The following is a 20,680-nucleotide window of genomic DNA, read 5'->3' as shown; positions in this document are numbered from 1 at the left end:
AAGAACATTCTTTACTCCAGCTCGTATTTCGCTGGGCAATTAAATTTGACGGTAAAGGTAGTACCAAGCGGGCTGGTTTTAATATCGGTAGTTGCTTTATGTCTTTCAATTATTCCAAAACAAACAGCCAAGCCCAATCCGGTTCCGTTTTCTTTGCCGGAAATAAATGGGGTTCCCAGTTTTTCCATAACCTCGGCAGGAATGCCTCCACCCTCATCTTTTATAGCCAGGTTTACAACATCATTCTCCTGCCAGGTTTTAATCTCCACAATGCCTCCCCGCGGGGTGGCCTCAAGGGCGTTACGCACCAGATTGATAATAAGCTGCCTGATTTCTTTGACGTCCAGCAGCAAATCCGGTATATCAGTTAATTTGAGGATAATCGTCCGGTCGGCCAAGAAAGCATCTGCCTGTAATAAAGGAGCCATAGAACGTATCACTTGATTCAACTGGCAGCTTTTGAGATCAACCATCTTGTTCCGGGCCATGCTCAGGAATTCGCCAATAATGGCATTGGCGCGGTTCAATTCTTCAATCATTATTTCCAGATACTCCTGTTTGCCGGAAAAATCATCGTCCCTCAGTAAGAGCTGTAAAAAACCTTTAACGGTAGTCATTGGGTTTCTGATTTCATGAGCTATGCCTGCAGCTATTTCTCCCACAATATGCATTTGATCCAATCTGGCCATCTCGACCTGCATCTTGGTATGTTCGGTGATATCGTCAGATAGAACAACCATCCCGGTTATCTCACCATGGTTGTAAATGGGTGCACCTTTAATCCTAACCAGCAATTCACGTCCATCCCGGCAGATTAAACGGTGCTCATACCTTCCGGGATCTATACTTTGAAACCGTCCCCTGGCTATATTGCGGACCTTTTCCCGGTCTTCAGGGTGAACAAAATCAAAAATGGGTCGGCCCAGCATTTCTTCCTTGCTGTAACCGGTTCCGACAATAGTCTTCTGATTAACAAAAGTTAAGTTATAATTCCGATCATAGGTATAGCAGAACTCATTCATGTTGTTAATCAAGGTATTGAGATAATTATACTGGTCTTTAAGCTTATCTTCATTTTCCTGGATTCTCTGCTCCGCTTGTTTACGCGCATTAATATCCCGAAAAGCAAACACCATGCCTTTTACTCTTTTATTACGGTCCACCAGGGTGTTGCCTACTGCCTCTACCCAGATGTAATGTCCCCAAGCATGGCAGCAGCGAAATTCTAACCGTACGAATGATTGATTTCTTATCTCTTCTCTAACCGCTTGGACCAGCTGCCAACGATCCTCGGGGTGAACCAGTTCCAGCTTAGCCCGGTTCTTCAATTCCTGCGGCGTATAGCCAAGCAGATTCCGGCAAGAGGGGCTGGCATACTCTATAATACCCGCCTTATCGAACAGTACGATACCGTCCAGCATGTTATCGGTTATCTCCCGCAGAGTATTTTCGGCTATCTTGCGGTCATTAATGTCTCTGCTTACCAGTAGGATTTCCTGATGCCCATCAGGACTGCTTATTAAATGTCCCTGCACCTCAGCCCAGATATACGAACCGTCTTTTTTTCTTTCTCGCAATTCTGCTTTTCCGCTTCCCCGAGCAATGCCCTCCCGCAGTTCGCGGCTGATGTATTCCAAATCGTCAGGATGTACCAAATCCAGACACATCCTGCCCAGCAGTTCTTCCGGTTTGTAGCCCAGTATTCTCTGGTTGGCAGGACTGGCATAGATACACTTGAAAGTTTCCCGGTCAAAAACATCTACTATCTCAGTTGAATACTCAGCAACTAAGCGGTAATCTCCCTCCAGTATATCCCTTAACACCACTTCTTCCCCCAATTCCATCAGTACTGAGGCTTCCAGCAATTATGATGATTTTTCAGCAGGTTCGGTATCAGGCATTTTGAATCTCACCAGGAATCGGCTTCCGCTGTCACTGCTGATTATCTCTATCTGCGCCTGATGACGTGCCGCAACCCCATAGCATATCGCCAATCCTAATCCGGTACCTTCTTCCTTGGTGGTATAGAATGGGGTACCTAATTTTTCGAATATATCGGGAGCAATTCCTTCCCCTTGGTCAGCCACCTCTAAAATTATTTCTTTTTTATTCCGCCAAGTGGCAATCTTAACTTTGCCGCCAGCCGGGGTAGCTTCTAACCCGTTGCGTACCAGGTTGAGCACTAGCTGTCGAACTTCTTTTTCATCCAGAAATATGTCTGGAACCCTTTGCAGGGCCAGTATGACAATTTTATCAGCCATAATCGCATCAGCCTGCAAAAGGGGATAAAGGGTCTCAATTATTTGGTTCAGGTTATGGAGCCTGAGATCTATAAGTCGATTTTTAGCCAGCATTAAGAACTCGCTTATTATAGTATTGGCTCGATCAAGTTCTTCCAGCATGATCTCAAAGTAACGGTTATATTGGTCAAAATCACCGCTTTTTTGCAATAGTTGGAGAAAACCGCGTACTGCTGTCAGAGGATTTCTGATTTCATGTCCTATGCCTGCAGCCATTTCTCCTACCGTATATAGTTGAGCCATCCTGGTCATCTCTTTTTCCATTCTGCGCTGTTCGCTTATATCCTCAGCCAGAATTAATCCCGCGTTGATACCGGAATGGTTTGTAATAGGGGACAATTTAACCCGCAATAAGGTTTCCTGCCCGTTTTTACACTTAACCAGCACCTCATAGCTGCCCGCTACCCCTCCCTGCTGGCGCTCCCAGGCTTTTTGCCGGACAATCTCTTGCTGTTCGGGAACCACCAGGTCAAAGATGGTCATGTTCTGCAGCTCTTCAAGGCTGTAACCTATATTCTCAGCGGCAATTCTGTTTACATAAGTTAATCGATAATTACAGTCATAGGTACAGAACCATTCATTCATATCGTTTATGAGCGAATTCTGGTAATCCAATTGCTGCTGCAGTTCCTGTTCCGCTAATTTTCTGGCGCTAATATCCCTGGTGCCAAATACCACCTCCAACGTTTTTGCATTGCTGTCCCGGACTGCTTTGCCCGCTGATTCCAGCCACACATAGTGCCCTTCCTTATGGCGAGCACGGTATTCAATTTCACCGTTTCCTCCCTCCCGCAGCAGATGCACAATAAAGCTGATACATCTCTGATAATCCTCCGGATGCAGGAGCTCCGCATTGGTTTTCCCTACCATCTCTTCGGGCATATAGCCCATTATTTTTTTATGGGAGGGACTTACATAATCCATGATGCCCTTACGATTCATACATACAATACTATCCAACATATTATCGGTTATGCGCCGTAAGCGCTGCTCGCTGTCCCGCAGGGCTTCATCGGTACGCTTCCTTTCGGTCATATCCCGGGATACAAGCAATATCTCCGCTTTGCCATCTTCCGAACGATATATTCTGCCACTGGTCTCCAACCAAATATAGGACCCATCTTTTTTTAAACAACGATATTCCACGTTTCCCCCCACCTGGTACCTGACCCCGGTTAGTAAACGCATGCGTACATAATCCCGGTCTTCAGGATGAATACTGTCCAGACAACTCCGGGCCAGGAATTCGTCTTCACTGTAACCGATAGTTTTTATGTTGGCCGGGCTAACATATTTAAAGAGAAGGGTTTCCGGATCTACAACGGCAATCATATCCTGGGTGTTTTCAGCTATCAGGCGGTATTTTTCTTCTGAGAGCAAAGTATGTACCGCAATAAAGTGAATATTATTATTGCGTTGCATTGCGTTACCTCCAAAATTGTTGTTAATTATGGTAATTTTCTCCATGCATTCTTTTTCTTCCTCCCTTATTCAGCTTTATCGCATTAATTATTTTTCGACACAAGAATTTCTATAAAAGAGCGTTACCCAACTCTCGACAGATCACCCCAAACAGACCGCCTTTTAGCAATGGCGATTCTCTAAGGAAGATGCTATACTGGGCCTATATTTTTGACCTGGTACTCCAAAATTGTAATTGATATTGTATTCCTATCAGCAGGGCGCTTATTAAAAACAAACAAGCAGTACAGGGTGAGATAACGAGCATAAGCAAGTATTATGGAATATACTGTTGATGCACGGGGACAGCGGCGGCAAGGAGGCTAAAATGTCCAGACAGGCAATGATGAAAGCGGTTATTCATTTTTGGTTTTTTATTTTTGCAATGATGGTATGGACCCCTCCGGTTATGGCAAAGGCTGAAACACTACAAGATTCCAAAGCATTGGACGCATTTGCGGACGATTTTTTCCTGCAAAAAATGTCGCGGCATCATGTGCCCGGAGCTGCGCTGGTAATTGTAAAAGATGGTGAAATAATTTTTTCTAAGGGTTACGGATATGCGAATATTGAAAAGAAGATACCGGTTAACCCCCAAAATACAATATTTCGAGTGGCTTCTGTTTCTAAAATTTCCACCATTGCCGGCGTTATGCAGTTAGAAGAACAGGGTTTGATTGATATAAACCAGGACGTAAATAACTATTTAAGAAATTTTAAGGTGGAAAATAATTATGCGGAGCCAATCAGAATCAAATATTTATTAACCCATACGGACGGATTTGAGACCCGGGATTTAGGCACCTTTGCTCAGGAGCCGGCTGATTTGCTCCCTTTAGAGAATATACTGAAGAATGATTTAAACAGTCCGGTTCAAGCCCCGGGCAGCAAGATCACCTATGGAGGCTACGGCACTGCCTTGGCAGGTTATCTGATCAGCCAGGTAACGGATAGGCCCTTTGAAGAATATCTGAACGATTCTATATTCCGGCCTTTGAATATGGAAAATAGCACTTTTGACCAGGTCCTCCCGGAAAATTTAAAAGAAAACCTGGCTGTTGTTTATAATTATGAAGAATCTACGGGCCAGTTTACCCCGGCTCCATTCTTGTATGTAAACACTGCTCCAACTGGCGCGTTGAGCACCACCCCTGAGGACATGGGGAAATTTTTGCTTGCTCTGCTCAACGGGGACCGATACGGTGAGAACAGGATCCTGCAGAAAAGAACTGCGGAAAAGATGTTAACCCGGCAGTACACGCCTAATCCTTCTTTGCCTGGAGTTACTTACGGCTTTATGGAATCACTTTACAACGGGCAAAGAGGCCTGATACGTGATGGCAGCGGCGTTGGCATCAGAAGTCAAATATATTTATTGCCGGAGCATAATTTAGGCTATTTTTATGTGCAGAATATCAGAGGAGATGAAATGGCCGAGGAATTCAATGAGGCTTTTATGGATCAATTTTTCCCCGGTAAAGAAGAAAAATTGGATAAGCCGATTGATTTCGATTCCAAGGAGCTGGGGAAATACGAAGGAATATACCGGCCTGCGCAGACCGCGAAACATACCCTGGTAAAAATGGAAGCGCTGGCTATGGGAGATTTGCAAATAAAAGCTGATAAAAAGGGAGATTTAACGGTAACGGTTCTGGGAGAAAGCGAAATATACGGTGGGTTTCCTAAAGTCAGCAAATGGGAAGAAATCAAGCCCTTATTATTCCGCCGGGTCGACCAGGAAAGATATATGGCTTTTCAGGAAAATGAAGCGGGCGAAATAATCAGTCTTACTTCCGGCTCAGGCTATCACGGCTCGTTTGTCAAAATCCCCTGGTATGAATCAAGCAGAATCCAATTATATTTGCTGATTTTTTATATGGCTGTGTTTTTAACTGTAATCACCATCCATTTCCTCCAATTGGTTAAGCGGCGTAGAAACGTATTACAAATCAGCGGATTCCTGTCATTACTGTTCCTGACGGGAACCATCGGAACATTGTATACTCTGTTTTTTAAGCGTGTGGCCGGTTTCCCCGCATTTGCTTTCGGCGTCTCATTACCGGCTGAAATTATGTTAACCCTGTTGCTGCTGGCATCAATTTTGAGCATGATTTTTTTCATTCTGCTGATTAAAAGCTGGTCGGCAAATAAAATGACTCTAGGGCAAAAAATATCTTATTCCATGGTTATGATAACTTTTGCCGGCATGATATTATGGCTGAATTATTGGAATCTGCTGGGATATAAATATTAGCAATCCGGGCATTGATTTGGTTCCAAGGACATATGGGACCCATGGGCCAGGAAGAAATTATTTCACTCGGGGCTACTATAGACATGGATATAAAGGAGTTTATGAAACAGGAATGCCTAACAAAAGCACCAGGCTTTGGTTTATAACCGGAAGCCTGGTGCTTTTTGTTCTTAAAGCAGGGATTGTTTAAAAATATAAAACGCTTTGTATACGGTGCAATTTATGAAAAGCATAAGGCAATTTGAGATTCATTGTCACAAAATCGTTATATTGATTGTTATAAGGGCAGAGCCGGCTGATGAACATACAAAGGAGGAAGCACATGAGCGACATGGAGCTGGGGCGGCGGTTTGCCTCCGGCGGAGAGGATGAGCTGGAAGAGATGATCAATCTCTATGGGGCAAAACTGCTCCGCTATGCAACCGCCATATTATGCGACCATCAGGAGGCGGAGAATGTGGTGCAGGAGGTATTCATTACGGCTTATCAAAACCGGGCAACCTTTGACGGAATCAACCTGTCCGCCTGGCTGTACAAAATCACTTACAACCGCAGCCTGACCCAGCGGAAAAGACCCCGGATGCTCTATTTCAGCGAAGTCCGCCAGGAGGCGGCCCCGCCCCCTGAGGATACGGATATGAGCGAAAAGACGTTTCAGGCGCTGCGGCGGCTCAAGCCGGAAGATAGGGCTCTTCTTTATGGACGGATTATGGAAGAGCAGAGTTATGAGCAACTATCCCGCCTTCTGGGGCGTTCTCCCGCCGCCCTGCGCAAACGATACGAACGAGCGAAAAAGAAGCTGGCGAGCTATTTGGCCGACCAGTATGATGGAAAGGAGGAACAAAAAGATGAGTGCATTTGACCGGGACGAGCAGAAAATACACGATGCGCTTTCCCGAATAACCGTTGAAGCCAGCGGACTGGCCGGACAGGTCAGGAACCGGCTGAATGAGGAGATTCCCGGCTCGGCGCCGCGGCGGGTGCGCAGGCCATGGGTGGTGGCGGCGGCGATAGCGGCAGTGTTGGTTGTCAGTGCGGCGGCTGCGGCAGCAGGGAGCTTTGATTGGCTTATGGCTAAAATCAATCCTTCCTTTGGCGAGATTGTCGAGCCGGTGGAGGTCTCCTGTGAAGACCAGGGAATCCGCATGGAGGTCATCGGCGCGCAGAGATATGATAACCGGGCCATCGTTTACCTGTCCCTCCAGGATATAAGCGGGCAAAACCGGCTGACCGAGCTGACCGATTTTCGGGACGGATTCAGCGTAACCATGAACCCGCGGACCCGGGAGACAACCGGACCGGGAGAGGATGTTGCCGTCGCCGGTGTCTCATGGAAGCAAAAACTGCTCTATTTTAACCAGGATACCAATACCGCTTATTATGAATTTAATATTGCGGCCGATCCGGATTCGCCGTTGTCTGATCCGCTGGAACTGGGCAGCTTCCTAATTTATTTCAGCGCCAGAGACTATAAAAACGAACCGGTTTCCGTCTCCCTGTCCGATCTTGACGAGGCGGAGATCACGCCCATCGGGGAAGACCAGATTTGGGGCGGCATGAATGTGCCGGACGACCGCAGCGGACTCACCGAGGCGCTTGCGCCAGGTCATTATGCCTCCCTGCCGCCCGGGGAAGACGATCAATGGGTCTCCAACATAGGTATGGTGAACGGAAAGCTGCATGTGCAGATAGGCCAGGTTTTTAGCCAAGAGTTTGGCAGTAGCGACGCAACGCTCTCTCTGAAAGCTCCGGACGGTGAATTCATTTACTGCGATTATGAATTGGCCTTCCTCGGCGACGGGAAGCAGCGCCTGCTTGATAAAAGAATAAGCGACGCGGTATACAAATACGAGGAATCCGTCTTTTCCGTAAACCCTGCAGAACTGGATGGCTATACCCTCTGCTTCAGCGGTTCGTTCCGTTCCGGCGTGGAGGGTCGGTGGAAGGTAGCGGCTAATTTAAGCGACACCAGCCGGCAGATGCGTATCTGGACCAATGATATTGCCGTCGACGGGCACCTCTTTGGGTACTTGACCCTCAGCCCGCTGGGGCTTGAAGTCCGGGGCAGCTACAAAGGTGAGCGGTGTCGGGCGAGCGAAATGTCCCTGGCGCTGGAGACTGCCGACGGTGTTATTCCGCTGGAAGGAGGCGGAGGAGAACACGATTCTAAAAAACAGACCTTCGGTCTGCACTGGTACACGAAAACACCCCTTGATGTCGCTGAGGTTACTGCCGTCATCATCAACGGCACCCGCATTCCGGTCGAATAACGCAGCTGACGCCGGGCTGCCTGCGGTGTAAAAACCGTGATGCCAAAGTTTTTGTTGCTGTAACCAATCTCAAGCAAGCCGAAGGACAGTTGTCCTCCGGCTTGCTTGTTAAGTGCCGTCAGCGGCATTTTTTCTTGTATGCGGAATGTATCCCCGTCTGCTATCGTCGCGGTTCAATCTGCTCCTATTCCTGTAGTCATAACCATGACTCAGGTAATGGAGTAGGGAACAATTTTTTTACCTGGCCTCTTCTAGCTGGAGCGAAAAGTTTCCGGAATCAGATCGGCCAGGGTAGCTTTAGCCAGGCCTATGCTGGTATCGGCAGCGCCGTAATAAACCAGGATTTCATCGCTATCCTCAAGAGTCTCTTTGTCAACACCCGGCACTGCTCCGCAGGTGAATACTACGTTAGGCACCCAGGCTCCGCTAAGCCCTATTTCGTAATCTTCTTCCGGCTCCAGGATGGGATTGGGAGAACGGTAAATCACTTTCTGGGGATTGTTAAGATCCACCAGCAGGACCCCCAGGCGGTATACGTAGTTGTGGTCAACTCCGTGATATATGAGGAGCCAGCCGTATTTTGTTTTCAGGGGCTGGGCTCCCGCGCCTATTTTTAAAGAATCCCACATCCTTCCCGGCCTGGGTCCTACAATGATAGCGTGTTTATCCTTGAGCGGAAATTTAATTTCGCTGCAATAGGTTACCCATATGCTGGGTTCTATGCGGTGGTAAACCACATATTTGCCGTTAATCTTTTCCGGAAAAATAATGGCATCCTTATCCCAAATATTTTTAAAGGCCAGCCCTTCCCGGCACCAATTATTATATTTGCCCTGAATAAAATCATCAACCTTGATAGAGGCGGCGGCAATCTGGGCAACATTGCCATCATAAGCGGTATACAGCATGTATAGTCGGTCACTGATCCGGATTACGCGCGCATCTTCACAGCCCATCTTTTCTTCCGGTATTTCCGGGGAAAGAATAGGTTCGGGCAGGCGTTCCAATATCCGGTAGCCATCGCTTATAGCAAGGCCGATGTGGGATATGTTATCCTCTCCCACCGCCCGGTAAAAGAGATATACTTTATCCCCCAGGCGGATAGCTCCCGGATTGAGGACGTATTTGTTCTCCCAGGGGCTGTTGTCCAGCGGTTCCAGCAAAGGATTGCCCTCATAGCGCTGCAGATGTTTGCTGGGCTCGTTAGTGGTTTCCTGCACTACTACGGCAACATCTTTAGGCCGGGTGGGAAGCAGGGTGTCAAGCAGATTCTGGTTGCTCTTGCCGTTCTGGATATGGCGAAACACTATCTGCATGATTTCATCCGGGTCATATCCCAGTTCCTCATAGAGAAACTCCAGAAACTCATGGTTGAACCAACGGCTCTCCACACTGGTGGTAAGGGGCGTAGGTATATTCAATCCCCCCTTAAAACTGTAACTGGACCAGCTCCACGCCGTACAAGTAAGAAAGGTGTTATCCTCCAATACCTGGCTCAGTCCGTAGGACTCAGCCAGCAAGCCGAATATGCGGGCGGCGTCTTTATCTCCCCGGGACCCGCAATCCCGGGCCAATTGCCTTATCCGGCTTACTAATCCCCGATGGTGGTTATTTTCAAATATACTATGAGCCGAGAACTCATCCCCTCTTTGCAAACCCAGCAAAGAGTTCCCCATTTTATTGCTTATATTCTTTCTCTCCGCAGCATTAAGGGTAAACAGCTGAGAATAATCCTCCGCTACGGCCATCCGCCGCACCAGGCCGGTAAAGTATCTCATCTTGGGATACTTCCCGCCTTTGTCAGCCTCCATTCCTTTGACCACTATACGTGCTGTGACCCGATTGAGGTTGGAGATTTTACCCTGGGACAGTATCCCGGTCCGCAGTTCCTCCGTGATAACCAGAGGCTTTAAATCAACCCATTCGAAGCTTTCCGGTTTTAGATTGTCCAGCAGCCAGATCAAGTCACGGTCGGTGTAATTCCAGCTGTCCACCAAGTTGGCAAAGGTTATTATATCCCGCGCATCCATGCGGGCCAATAGATCCCGGGGCTTATAAAACCCCATCGGTATCATCAAATTGACCGGGGGAAAGCGCACCACCATCTCCCGCAAAAGGTCGGAATTGATGGTAAACATGCGTTGTTCAGGAAATAACTTGAACAGCGCATTGACAAAACTCTGCAATCCTTCTTCCCGGCGCAGGTCTCCGGGCAATAAACCATCCAGGGTGCTTTCCGCCTGAGCCATAAAATCCTGTACCGCTGCCACCAACACCTGGGGCGGAGAATCGCAGCTGATTCCCAGACTGGCAGTCATAAAATCCACAAAACGCTTTTCATAGCGTTTTCTCAATTCTTTGAAAATATTATCGGTAGACACCATGCGGCGGTCTTTACCGGCTATTTTTTTAGGGACCACCACCGGTTTTCCCGGCACATATTCCATATATCCCAAAGGTATAATAGGAGGCTTTACTTGTTCCTGCCGGCTCAGCCATCTCTGGTTAAATTCAGGTTTGGCCCGCCATAACTCGCTGCTCAGGTGATGGCGGATGGAATCCATCTTCTGAACCATGAGTTCATCTTTCTCGGCACAGGGAGGGAGTTGCTTTTTAAAATTATCCATATCCAGGATATGGCTGGCTATGCGCCCGTTATATATAGCAGTCAGCAAGCGCAGGATTTTCTCCGGCGGCTCATCCTCAAAGGCATAATGCAGTAAAAGATTAGTGACGGCTTTCACCCAAACCTGGTCGGATATGTGAAAATTATCGGCCAGGTTGGCAACTATCTCCTTTACCGCTTCTTCCGGCAAACACGCCCGCAACAGGGCAGAATCTGCAGTGCAGCCATTGATAAAATTAGTCAGCAGTTCAAGAATGGGATAATTAACCGGGTCGGGACTACGCACCTCGCTGCGAGCCAGAATGTCAGCAACCTTGATGACCAGCCGGTCTTGCAGCCATATGGCGCTATCCCTTTTGATAGCTTCGAATATAGTCAGCGCCACCTCGTAAAAGATTCGGTTTCTTTTAGCCAAATCATGCTCTGCAACTTCACCGCCCAAATTCAATTCACAGATGCTTTTGTTCCAGCTTAAGGCCCGGGTCAGTATCCAGAAATCTATGCCGTAACCGCCGATGCTTTCGCCCCAGAAACGGGCTTCATGGGCCAGCTCGGCAATAAAATCATGAGCGATGGCATAAATGCCGCCTAAAGGGTCGCTTACTCGACAGCCGTAAAATGATTCCAGAACCGGGGCAGCCAGCATATGGGCAATACTATCTATCCCGGAGTGCCTCCTGAGACTGGCCAGGACCATATCGTAAGGGCCTTGTATCGGAGTTAAAAGGCTGTCCAGCCAACACTTTTCAATTCTCTTTTGAGTACCGGCCATACTGGCGCTAAACAGCAACAAATCGGCATCGAGTTTTTGGCATATCTCCAGAATAGCCCTTACGCTCATTCCCCGGCCACTAAGCCCGGCCGGCATCAGAAATTCTATATGGGGGTGTTTGAGATCGAGGTTTTTAACGGTTCGCAGGGACTGGCCGGCGGAGATATCACCGGCGCATACTATTAATTGGCGGCGGCCAATCCAGGACTGCAAGACCTGGTCCACTGAATTCAGCAACGCTGCTAACCGCTCTTGCTCATCCAAAAAGGGTATGCCTATGACCAGGTCATAATCAGTAAACCGCGTAAGCCGGGGAGCAATTTCTTTCATGGTTTGGTCGAAAAGACTTTCCCTGTTTAACTGGGTCAATTATTGAACCCCCTTGATAATATTTTTATTCCCTAAATAATTATGCGCATTTTACGGCTTTTATATTTTATCGCCGGGCTTAAAAAGTGCCTCCTGGTATTGCTCTAAGTTTTGCGACATATTTCGAGTCATGTTACAATAAGCACAAATATTACCGCAATATTTTTGATTATTTATGCTAATGATATTATCAGGAAGTTTGTCATGTTCAACAAAAGAGGTGATAAAAATTGGAAGCGCTAGTTGACAAGATTTATGAAGAAGGGTTTAAGAACCAGCCCCTTTATCGCAACAAGTTCCACCTGGGAGACAAGGAGCGTACAGAATACTTGCACCAGGTCCCCTCCTGGGTTTATCAATGGCAGAAAGAATTGGACAGGATATATGCGGACTGAAGGCGTTATCCGGCATAATTCCGGGAAATTTTCAAGAGTCTGTCCTAAATCCAAAATTGGATTGAGGTGCAGCCTCTTTTCTCATGAGTTACTAGACTAGAAAACATAAGGAAAAATATAAAGACCAGAGGAATTAGACTCTGGCCACTGCGGCTTTAATCAGATCATATACCTAATTATATTAGTTAAAGTTCCGAGTAAAGGGCTGCAATCAGGGCTGATATCGTTACTGTTATACTCGACTGCGGTATTAGAGGTTTTGGAACTAATGATAACAAAATAAACAATGTAATCATGAACGAGATTAAATAATCGGAGATCTTAAAAAACATGCTGTACCTCCCTTACCAGACTCTGAATGCGGCATTTGAAAGCCCAAGCTGTTCAATCCATACTGCCTGGAGAATACCTCTGAACTTTTTTAATCGAGTAGGAGGGAGCGACTAACCCCGTCCTCTCACACCACCGTGCCTACCGTTCTGTATACGGCAGTTGGCGTGGATTGACGAAGCGTTTGATATGTTTCGTATAAACTGATTGGCCCTTGTTCTCTCCGGTAGGGGAGTCCGAAGAGCTTGAGTTAATTATGGAGCCCTCTATAGTCTCCAGTAAGCCTTTCTTAAGCCGCCTATCAAGGCTCATGTTTTATACGGCCTTACCATAAAAAAGAGGCCGTCCTTTTGGGACAGCCTCCTTTCATGTTTATAGCAGTCTTTCCATCTCATCCAGCAGATGGCCGAAATAATCCAGCGCCTTCTCGACCGGCTGGGGGGTAGTTAAATCTACCCCGGCTTTATGCAGAAGGTTTAACGGATAATCCGAGCTTCCCGATTTCAAGAAATCCAGGTAACGGGTCACGGCAGGTTCGCCTTCTTCCAATATTTTTTCCTTGATTGCGGTGGCAGCGGAAAAGCCGGTGGCGTATTTGTACACATAAAAGGCTGAATAGAAATGAGGTATTCGCGACCATTCGACTTCAACTTCCTTATCAATCACCACATCGGGACCAAAATAAAGGATATTCAGTTCCCGGTAAATACGGCATAATTCATCGGGGGTCAGTCCTCCACCCTGTTCCACCATTTCATGAATAATTTTTTCAAATTCAGCAAACATGGTCTGGCGATAAACTGTTCCCCGGAACTGCTCCAGGTAGTGATTGATGAGGTACATTTTTTCCTGCCGGTTGCTGGAATGCTTCAGGAGAAAATCAATCAGTAAAGACTCGTTGACCGTTGATGCGACCTCAGCCAGAAAAATAGTATACTGGCTGTATATAAAGGGCTGGTTATGATTGGAGTAATACGAATGCAGGGAATGTCCCAACTCGTGAGCCAGAGTGAATACGTCGTCCAGCTTGTTGTCATAGTTCATTAATACATAGGGATGGGTATCGAATGTTCCCCAGGAATAAGCTCCGCTGGTCTTGCCCTCGTTTTCGTAGACATCAATCCAGCCTGATTCCATTCCGTTTTTAAGCAGGGCAAGGTATTCTTCTCCCAGGGGTCTAAGACCAGCCAGAACCTTCTCGCAGGCCTCTTCATAGGGTATCTCTACCCGGTATTCGCTTATCAGCGGGGTATAGATATCGTACATGTGCAGCTGGTCCACACCCAGAACTTTTTTCCGCAATCTCATATAACGATACATATAATCCATCTTATCGTGAACCGTTTTAATCAGTTGGTTATAGACATCGGCCGCTATATTATCCTGATCCAGGGCAGCCTCCAAAGCAGAAGGATATTGGCGCACCCGGGCATAAAAAATATCCCTTTTAACAGCGGAGGCCAAGGTACTGGCCAAAGTGTTTTTAAACTTGCCATAGCTGTGGTAAAGGCCACTAAAGGCCTCCTGCCGTACCCGCCGGTCGCTGCTTTCCATGTAACGGCCATACCTGCCCTTGGTCAGTTCTACTTCTTTGCCGTTTTCATCTTTTATCTGGGGGAATTTTATATCCGCATTGTTAAACATGGTAAAGATGTTTTGAGCCGCAGTCGCCAGATCCGCACTCATGGCCAGTACGCGTTCTTCTTCCGGAGACAGGATGTGCGATTTCTGCCGCCATAATTCCTCCATAAAATGCCGATATTTTTTCAGCTTCTCTTCTTGCTGAAAAAATTGTTCCATTTTTTCCTGGTCTGTAGCTGTAATTTCCGGAATAACAAAAGCTGTGGCACTGCTTACCTGCACACTTAAGCGTTCAATCCGCTCATAAAGGGTTTGGAAGCTGGTATTGGCATTATCCTCATCCCGGCGCATTTTAGCATATACGTACAGCTTCTCCGAACGGCGCTGTAGTTCTTCCAATATTTTAAGAGCATTATACAGGCCGTTGGCCGATTCCGATAATCTGCCCCTAAATTCCCCTATTTCCGGCAACTTATCCTGTACCTGTCTGAAATCCCGCTCCCAGCTTTCCTGGTCGCTATAAGCGTCTTCCAGTTTCCATTTATGTTCCTCAGCTATTTCACTCCGCTTCTTGATTCCTTCAGTCATCTGCTTCCTCCCTTTCCAGGCACCAGAACATAGTAAAATTATCCAACCTGGCGCCAGCAATATTATAGCATGGTCTTAGGTGTTAGTATTAGCAGGAACACAGGCTATAATTAGAAAAATAATCACGGATTATACAGTTCGGCCTTAAATATCAGTAATCCCTTGCCCAGGGGGGACTCTGCAGGTGCACTTCAAAACGCTCGCCTTTAAACAGGGAATCAATAATACTTAGCGCTATCTCCCGATCCGCCTCCCAGTAACTGGCGCCGCTGTAGGGATCGACAAAATGATAGCCGGGCAAGGTCTGGCTTATGATATCATCTTCCTTCAGTCCGGGTATGATATTGGCCAGGTAGACTATATCGCTTAAGGATATATTGCTTTGGACATTTTCCCGTAATTGAGCTATCAACCGGGGCAAGCGCGAAACCGTCTCCTTGCGGCCGATTTGTTGGGCTAATGCCTTCAACAGCCTTTGCTGTCTGGCCGTTCTCCCGATATCTCCCTGCTGGGTTTCCCGGAAACGAACATACGTCAAGGCCTCTTTGCCATTGAGATGGCGCTGGCCTTTTTCCAGATAAACACCCTGGGAATAGCTTTTGAGGTTTATGTCTACGTACATATCCACACCTCCCAGGGTATCAATCATCTTTTCAAAACCCTGAAAATTGGTAAGTATGTAGTAATCCACCTTTTTGCCCAACAGGCGCGATACTTCCTGGCAGCTTTCACGGGGGCCCTTTAATTGGTTAACCATGTTTATTTTTCCGGTTCTATCCCAACCATCGACTCTGGTATCCCGGGGTATGGACAGCAGTACAATTTTGCCCTGTTCATAATTTATACTGGCTACAATCATGGTATCACTGCGGGTGTTTTGCTCTCCCGGCCGGGCATCAATGCCCATTAAAAGAATGTTTACCACTTCACCCTGACTAATCCTGCTTTTTATAGAGTGGGGCCAGGCATGATTTATTTCAGCTCCCAGCAGCGTAAAGCTTAGTATCAGCAGCAATATAAATCGGGGCTGTATCATTCTTTTCAATCGCTACCCTCTCTCTCGCCCGTTTATTGTTACTAATCTTATGTTTTCAATACAGGTAACAGAACATGGCGGCATTCTATGCAGTTCACCCCGGACTTTTTATCATATGAACAAACCCGGCCTTAGCTCAAGGCCGGGTTCTTACTGTTTTTAGGTTATCAGTATGAGTTAGTATCCATACACACCGGTATTGTCTTCGGGCGCCGGTTCAGGTACCGGGGTTGGCTGTTCCTCCGGTTTAGGCAAGGTTGTTTCTCCGCTGCTGTCAGGCGGCGTATTATTACCCGGATCTGTTCCTGGTTGCACGCCCGGCTGTATTCCAGGCTCTCGGCCCGGCTCGCCGGGAAGTTTATCGCCCGGTAATTCAGACGGTACTTCTACTTCACCAGGATTACCCTTGTCTTCGGGCTGTTCTTTCCCCTCGCCGGCCGCGTTTTCTTCATTTAGTGTATCTTCAGTTTCCTCTGCCACCGGCTGCACTTGTATCTGCGGCTGTTTCTTTATCCACTTCGGCGGATCTTGGGCAACATCGTACTTCTTGCCCGCAAACAGATCATCGATAATCCCCTTGGCTATTTCCGGGTCAGCCTGCCAGTAACTGGCACCGGTTTGCCGGTCGGTATAAGAATATCCCGGCAAGGTCTGGGTGTATATTTCCTGGGAGCTGAAATTTCTGGCCACTTTTACCATGGCCGGCATATCTTTTACCGGTATGTTGGTATGCACATTCTTGGATAGTTCAGGCAGCAGTTCCGGTAACTTTAATATGGTTTTACCCTGCAGCATCTCTTCCGCCAGAGCCTTGATAAACTTCTGCTGTCTCCCGGTACGGCCGATATCGGCAGTCGGAGTGCCCCGGAATCGTACGTAACCCAAAGCCTCCTGTCCGTTCAGCCTCCGTACCCCCGGGGACAGATTGATCCGCAGCTTGGGATCCGGATCATTATGCTTCATATCCGGCGGCACCTCCAGGGTAACGCCGCCCAGAATATCTACGATCCGGGCAAATCCGTCAAAATTAGTTACCACATAATGATCTACCCGGATGTCGAGCAGATCGCCCGCCACCTTGCAGGCAGCCTCAGGACCCTGCAAATAGTTTACACTGTTTATTTTATCATAACGGTTTCGTTTGACTTCGACCTTGGTATCGCGGGGAATCCACACCATGGCTATTTTATTGGCTTTGGTATCTACACTGGCCAGAATCATGGTATCGCTGCGGGAATTGGTCTCCGTTTTACGGGCGTCAATTCCCATAAACAATATATTAATCCGCTTTCCCCGTTCAGCTTTGGCGGTAATGGAACGGTCAAACGGCCCTACCTGCATATGGTTGCCGATAAATGCCCCTGCACCGAAAGTAATTAAAAAAACTGACAGACAAAGAATTATTAATCCGTAATTTGCTTTAACCCGACCCACGTTTTCTCCTCTTTCCCTTAACTATATACGAAATCCAATTTATTTTAGCAATTTCCAGTTCGCTTTCACATAACTTTCAGCGCTATGGTCTCCAACAAATCCCTTATACCAATACCATAGCGCGCTGATATGCAGGGGCTTTCAAACCCGGGAGAAGCAGACGCTTCCAGCAGGTCGATTTTATTAAACACCCGCAGGACCCGCTCCCCATCGGCACCGAGTTCCTGCAATACTTCATCAACAGTGTCTATTTTATCCAGGTAATCGGGATCGGAGATATCGGCCACGTGCAGGAGCAAATCAGCCTCCAGGACTTCTTCCAGGGTGGAGCGAAAGGCTGCCACCAGGTTAAGCGGCAGATCCTGAATAAAACCTACGGTATCAGAAATTAGTATCTCCTGCCCGGGACGAATGCTAATTTTACGTATGGTGGTATCCAGGGTCTGAAAAAGCCGGTCATCAGCCTCAACCTGCCCGCTTCCACTGCTGTGGCCAATTCTGCAGAGGGCATTAAAGAGCGAAGATTTCCCGGCATTGGTGTATCCCACCAAAGAGATAAGGGGCAATCCGCCCCGCCGGCGCTGTTTGCGATGGAGTTCACGGGTTTTTTGCACCTTCTGCAATTGCTGTTTTATATCCTTTATGCGTCTGCGGATGACACGCCGATCCATTTCCAGCTTCTGCTCGCCGGCCCCGCGGGTGCCTATTCCTCCGCCGGTTCGGCTCAGCTCTTTTCCCATGCCGGTAAGCCGCGGCAGCCTGTACTCCAAACTGGCAAGTTGTACCTGCAGTATGCCTTCACGCGACCGGGCCCGCCGGGCAAATATATCCAGAATAAGCATAGTGCGATCTATGACCCTTAGGTCAAGACCGTTTTCCAGGTTGCGCAATTGAACCGGGGAAAGCTCTGTATTAAAAATAATTAAATCAGGTTCCAACTCTTCTGCCAGCTTCTTTAATTCCTCCAGTTTGCCCCGCCCTATACAGGTTGCACTATCAGCCCGCTCCCGGGATTGGGTGAGTACCGCTACGACCCGGCCTCCGGCAGCCTCCGCCAGATCTTCCATTTCCTTGCGGGAGGATTCAATATCTATACTATCTTTCTTTCTGTTAATAATTACGAGTAAAACCTTTTCTTCTGACAGCAGTTATTCACTCCTAAATAATTTAATTTCGTTTAACAGGAAAATATCCGCAGATTATATCCCCTGCGAGGGCAGTACATGTTTCATTCGGTCATGCGGGTTATTACCGACTTTTAGCCCAACACCTGCTTATTGCCATGATGATTCTCGATTTCCTCCAACGACCTTTCCCAACGGGTATAAGCCGAGGCTAATTCCTCTTCCAAATGCTGATATTCTGAGCTGTAGACGCGAGCCCGTTCGTTCCCGGTATAAATGCCCGGATCGGCCAGAATCCTTTCCAGTTCTGCTTTTCTATCTTCCAAGCGACTGATTTCCTCTTCCACCGTCTGTAACGTGCTTTGCAGCCGGCGGGCTTCCCGCTGCCAATTTTTCTGCTCCGTACGGAAATGCTGCTGCTTGCTGTTCTCTTTGCGCTCATTCTTGGCCGGAGCTGACTGACTGGCCTGCAATTGCTTAAGTTTTTCATGATAATAGCTGTAGTTTCCGGGGTAGAAAGTCAGTTTTTTATCATCCAGGGCTGCAACCCGGGTGGCCAATCGGTCAATAAAATAGCGGTCGTGGGAAACCAGCAACACCGTTCCTAAATAACCAGACAGCAATTCTTCCGCCGCCTGTCGGCTTGCAATATCCAGATGATTGGTTGGCTCGTCCAGAACCAGAAAATTGGCGCCGCTGAGAATAACCTTCAATAGGCATAACCGGCCTTTTTCTCCCCCGCTTAAACTGGCTACCGGCTTAAAAACATCATCACCCCTGAACAGCATACGCCCCAGCAGGCTGCGGGCTGAGGCCAAATCCAGACCGGAGCTGTCCATGATTTCATCCAGAACCGTATTGCCGGGATCCAAATCCTCAAACTCCTGGGAGAAATAGGCTGCCTTTACCCTGCTTCCCAGCTTGACCTCACCCTGATCAGGCTCAATAATTCCAAGTATGATTTTTAACAGGGTGCTCTTTCCGCAGCCATTAGGGCCTATAACCGCTGTCTTTTCTCCCTTGCGCAGGGTGAATCCTATCCCTGCCAGTACGGTATGGGACCCGAAAGATTTGGTTATATCCCGCAGCAACAGTACCTCCTGCCCGCTTTCCAGCTCAGGTTTCAGGCTCCAGGAGCCGATGTTTTTGTCTTCACCGGTTTTTTCCAGTCTCTCCAGGCGCTGCAGTTGGGATTGCCTTCCCCGAGCCTGTCTGGATTTAATCCCGGCTTTGTATTTTCTTATATATTCCTCGTTTTCCCGGATAAATTCCTGCTGCTTCTCATAAGCCCTTAGCCGGGCTTCCTCGCTCCTGGCCTTAAGCTGGAGATAGCGCGAATAATTGCCGGGATAAGAGATAAGAGCGCCGTCCTTTAACTCCACCACCCGGGATACTACCCTGTCCAAAAACATCCGGTCATGGGAAACCAGCAGCACTGTTCCCGGATAGTTGTTAAGCCACTCTTCCAGCCATTCCACCGAGGGCATGTCGAGATGATTGGTAGGTTCGTCCAGCATTATTATGTCCGCCTGAACTGCCAGCAAACGTCCCAGGTTTAGGCGGGTCTTCTCCCCGCCGCTAAGTGCTTTGAAGGGCTTTTGCATCTCATTTCCATTAAATCCCAAACCCAGCATAATCCTGCGGGCAGACGCTTCACACGCATACCCCCCCGCCCTTTCATATTGTTCCATAACGCGGGCATAATCTCCCATGATCTTCTCCAGCCGGGACTCTTTCCTCCCCATCTGCTGCTCCAGCCCATGGAGATGCCGACGCATTTGCAGAATATCGGCAAAGCTGTCCATCATTGCCTCCCACACGGTGGCAGCAGCTTCCACCTGGGGCAATTGCTCCAGGTAAGCCAGCGTCAAGGAATTCGGTTTGGCAATCTCCCCGCTGTCAGCCTCTATTTCACCGGTCAGGCATTTCAAAAGAGTGGTTTTTCCCGAACCGTTGACCCCGACCAGCCCCACTCTGTCTTTTTCCTGCAGAACCAGGGCTGCTGACTTTAGTACCTGGTGCTCGCCAAAAGATTTATTTATATTATTGGCCTGAAAAATAACCATGAATTCACCAACCGTTCTTTTACTTCAAGGGCGCATAAAATAATTATAGTAAAGATGCACTCTTTCGCCAAGGC

General features: G+C 47.8%; 12 protein-coding genes. 4 read left to right on the top strand and 8 right to left on the bottom strand.

From position 1 onward, the window contains the following. Window positions 1-11: 11 nt before the first annotated feature. Together ACU70B_RS03590 and ACU70B_RS03585 are read right to left on the bottom strand one after the other, a co-directional pair. Window positions 12-1,844 carry a PAS domain S-box protein gene (locus tag ACU70B_RS03590; protein WP_447184987.1) on the bottom strand — a complete coding sequence of 611 codons (1,833 nt, stop codon included), beginning with the start codon at window positions 1,842-1,844 and terminating at the stop codon, window positions 12-14. Between the two features lie 21 nt (window positions 1,845-1,865). Continuing rightward, window positions 1,866-3,722 carry a PAS domain S-box protein gene (locus ACU70B_RS03585; protein ID WP_447184986.1) on the bottom strand — a complete coding sequence of 619 codons (1,857 nt, stop codon included), beginning with the start codon at window positions 3,720-3,722 and terminating at the stop codon, window positions 1,866-1,868. 367 nt (window positions 3,723-4,089) lie between these two features. On the opposite strand from ACU70B_RS03585, the gene ACU70B_RS03580 reads away from it, so the two are divergent. The 3 genes from ACU70B_RS03580 (at window position 4,090) to ACU70B_RS03570 (ending at window position 8,285) form a co-directional block, all read left to right on the top strand. Continuing rightward, window positions 4,090-6,015 carry a serine hydrolase domain-containing protein gene (locus ACU70B_RS03580; protein ID WP_447184985.1) on the top strand — a complete coding sequence of 642 codons (1,926 nt, stop codon included), beginning with the start codon at window positions 4,090-4,092 and terminating at the stop codon, window positions 6,013-6,015. Window positions 6,016-6,337: 322 nt separating this feature from the next. Further along, window positions 6,338-6,877 carry an RNA polymerase sigma factor gene (locus ACU70B_RS03575; RefSeq protein WP_447184984.1) on the top strand — a complete coding sequence of 180 codons (540 nt, stop codon included), beginning with the start codon at window positions 6,338-6,340 and terminating at the stop codon, window positions 6,875-6,877. Then, a complete protein-coding gene (locus ACU70B_RS03570; protein WP_447184983.1) occupies window positions 6,864-8,285 on the top strand; it encodes a hypothetical protein in 1,422 nt (473 codons plus the stop codon). The genes ACU70B_RS03575 and ACU70B_RS03570 overlap by 14 nt, the downstream gene beginning before the upstream one ends. Before the next feature lie 251 nt (window positions 8,286-8,536). On the opposite strand, the gene ACU70B_RS03565 is transcribed toward ACU70B_RS03570, so the two are convergent. Continuing rightward, window positions 8,537-12,052: a glycoside hydrolase family 130 protein gene (locus ACU70B_RS03565; protein WP_447184982.1), complete on the bottom strand. Its 3,516-nt coding sequence runs from the start codon at window positions 12,050-12,052 to the stop codon at window positions 8,537-8,539. A 230-nt stretch (window positions 12,053-12,282) separates the two neighbouring features. Between ACU70B_RS03565 and ACU70B_RS03560 the strand changes: the two genes are divergently transcribed. Further along, window positions 12,283-12,447, top strand: a complete 165-nt coding sequence (locus tag ACU70B_RS03560) for a hypothetical protein (protein ID WP_447184981.1) — start codon at window positions 12,283-12,285, stop codon at window positions 12,445-12,447. Between the two features lie 702 nt (window positions 12,448-13,149). On the opposite strand, the gene pepF is transcribed toward ACU70B_RS03560, so the two are convergent. The 5 genes from pepF to ACU70B_RS03535 form a co-directional block, all read right to left on the bottom strand. Beyond that, window positions 13,150-14,946, bottom strand: a complete 1,797-nt coding sequence (gene pepF, locus ACU70B_RS03555) for an oligoendopeptidase F (protein ID WP_447184980.1) — start codon at window positions 14,944-14,946, stop codon at window positions 13,150-13,152. Window positions 14,947-15,097: 151 nt separating this feature from the next. After that, a complete protein-coding gene (locus ACU70B_RS03550; RefSeq protein ID WP_447185697.1) occupies window positions 15,098-15,982 on the bottom strand; it encodes an LCP family protein in 885 nt (294 codons plus the stop codon). 177 nt (window positions 15,983-16,159) lie between these two features. Next, window positions 16,160-17,416: an LCP family protein gene (locus ACU70B_RS03545; RefSeq protein WP_447184979.1), complete on the bottom strand. Its 1,257-nt coding sequence runs from the start codon at window positions 17,414-17,416 to the stop codon at window positions 16,160-16,162. 65 nt (window positions 17,417-17,481) lie between these two features. Continuing rightward, on the bottom strand, window positions 17,482-18,534 hold the full coding sequence (gene hflX / locus ACU70B_RS03540; RefSeq protein ID WP_447185696.1) for a GTPase HflX: 1,053 nt from the start codon (window positions 18,532-18,534) through the stop codon (window positions 17,482-17,484). Window positions 18,535-18,674: 140 nt separating this feature from the next. Beyond that, window positions 18,675-20,606, bottom strand: coding sequence for an ABC-F family ATP-binding cassette domain-containing protein (locus tag ACU70B_RS03535; RefSeq protein ID WP_447184978.1), 1,932 nt, complete (start codon window positions 20,604-20,606; stop codon window positions 18,675-18,677). Window positions 20,607-20,680: the final 74 nt, after the last annotated feature.

This window comes from Syntrophomonas curvata, from assembly GCF_052976825.1.
Note: the sequence above shows the minus strand (reverse complement) of the source record. Positions and strands in the feature narration are given on the sequence as shown.

Coding starts and splice junctions, on each gene's coding strand:
- ACU70B_RS03590 (WP_447184987.1), bottom strand. CDS start 1,844: ATGGAATTGGGGGAAGAAGTGGTGTTAAGGGATATACTGGAGGGAGAT.
- ACU70B_RS03585 (WP_447184986.1), bottom strand. CDS start 3,722: ATGCAACGCAATAATAATATTCACTTTATTGCGGTACATACTTTGCTC.
- ACU70B_RS03580 (WP_447184985.1), top strand. CDS start 4,090: ATGTCCAGACAGGCAATGATGAAAGCGGTTATTCATTTTTGGTTTTTT.
- ACU70B_RS03575 (WP_447184984.1), top strand. CDS start 6,338: ATGAGCGACATGGAGCTGGGGCGGCGGTTTGCCTCCGGCGGAGAGGAT.
- ACU70B_RS03570 (WP_447184983.1), top strand. CDS start 6,864: ATGAGTGCATTTGACCGGGACGAGCAGAAAATACACGATGCGCTTTCC.
- pepF (WP_447184980.1), bottom strand. CDS start 14,946: ATGACTGAAGGAATCAAGAAGCGGAGTGAAATAGCTGAGGAACATAAA.
- ACU70B_RS03550 (WP_447185697.1), bottom strand. CDS start 15,982: ATGATACAGCCCCGATTTATATTGCTGCTGATACTAAGCTTTACGCTG.
- ACU70B_RS03535 (WP_447184978.1), bottom strand. CDS start 20,606: ATGGTTATTTTTCAGGCCAATAATATAAATAAATCTTTTGGCGAGCAC.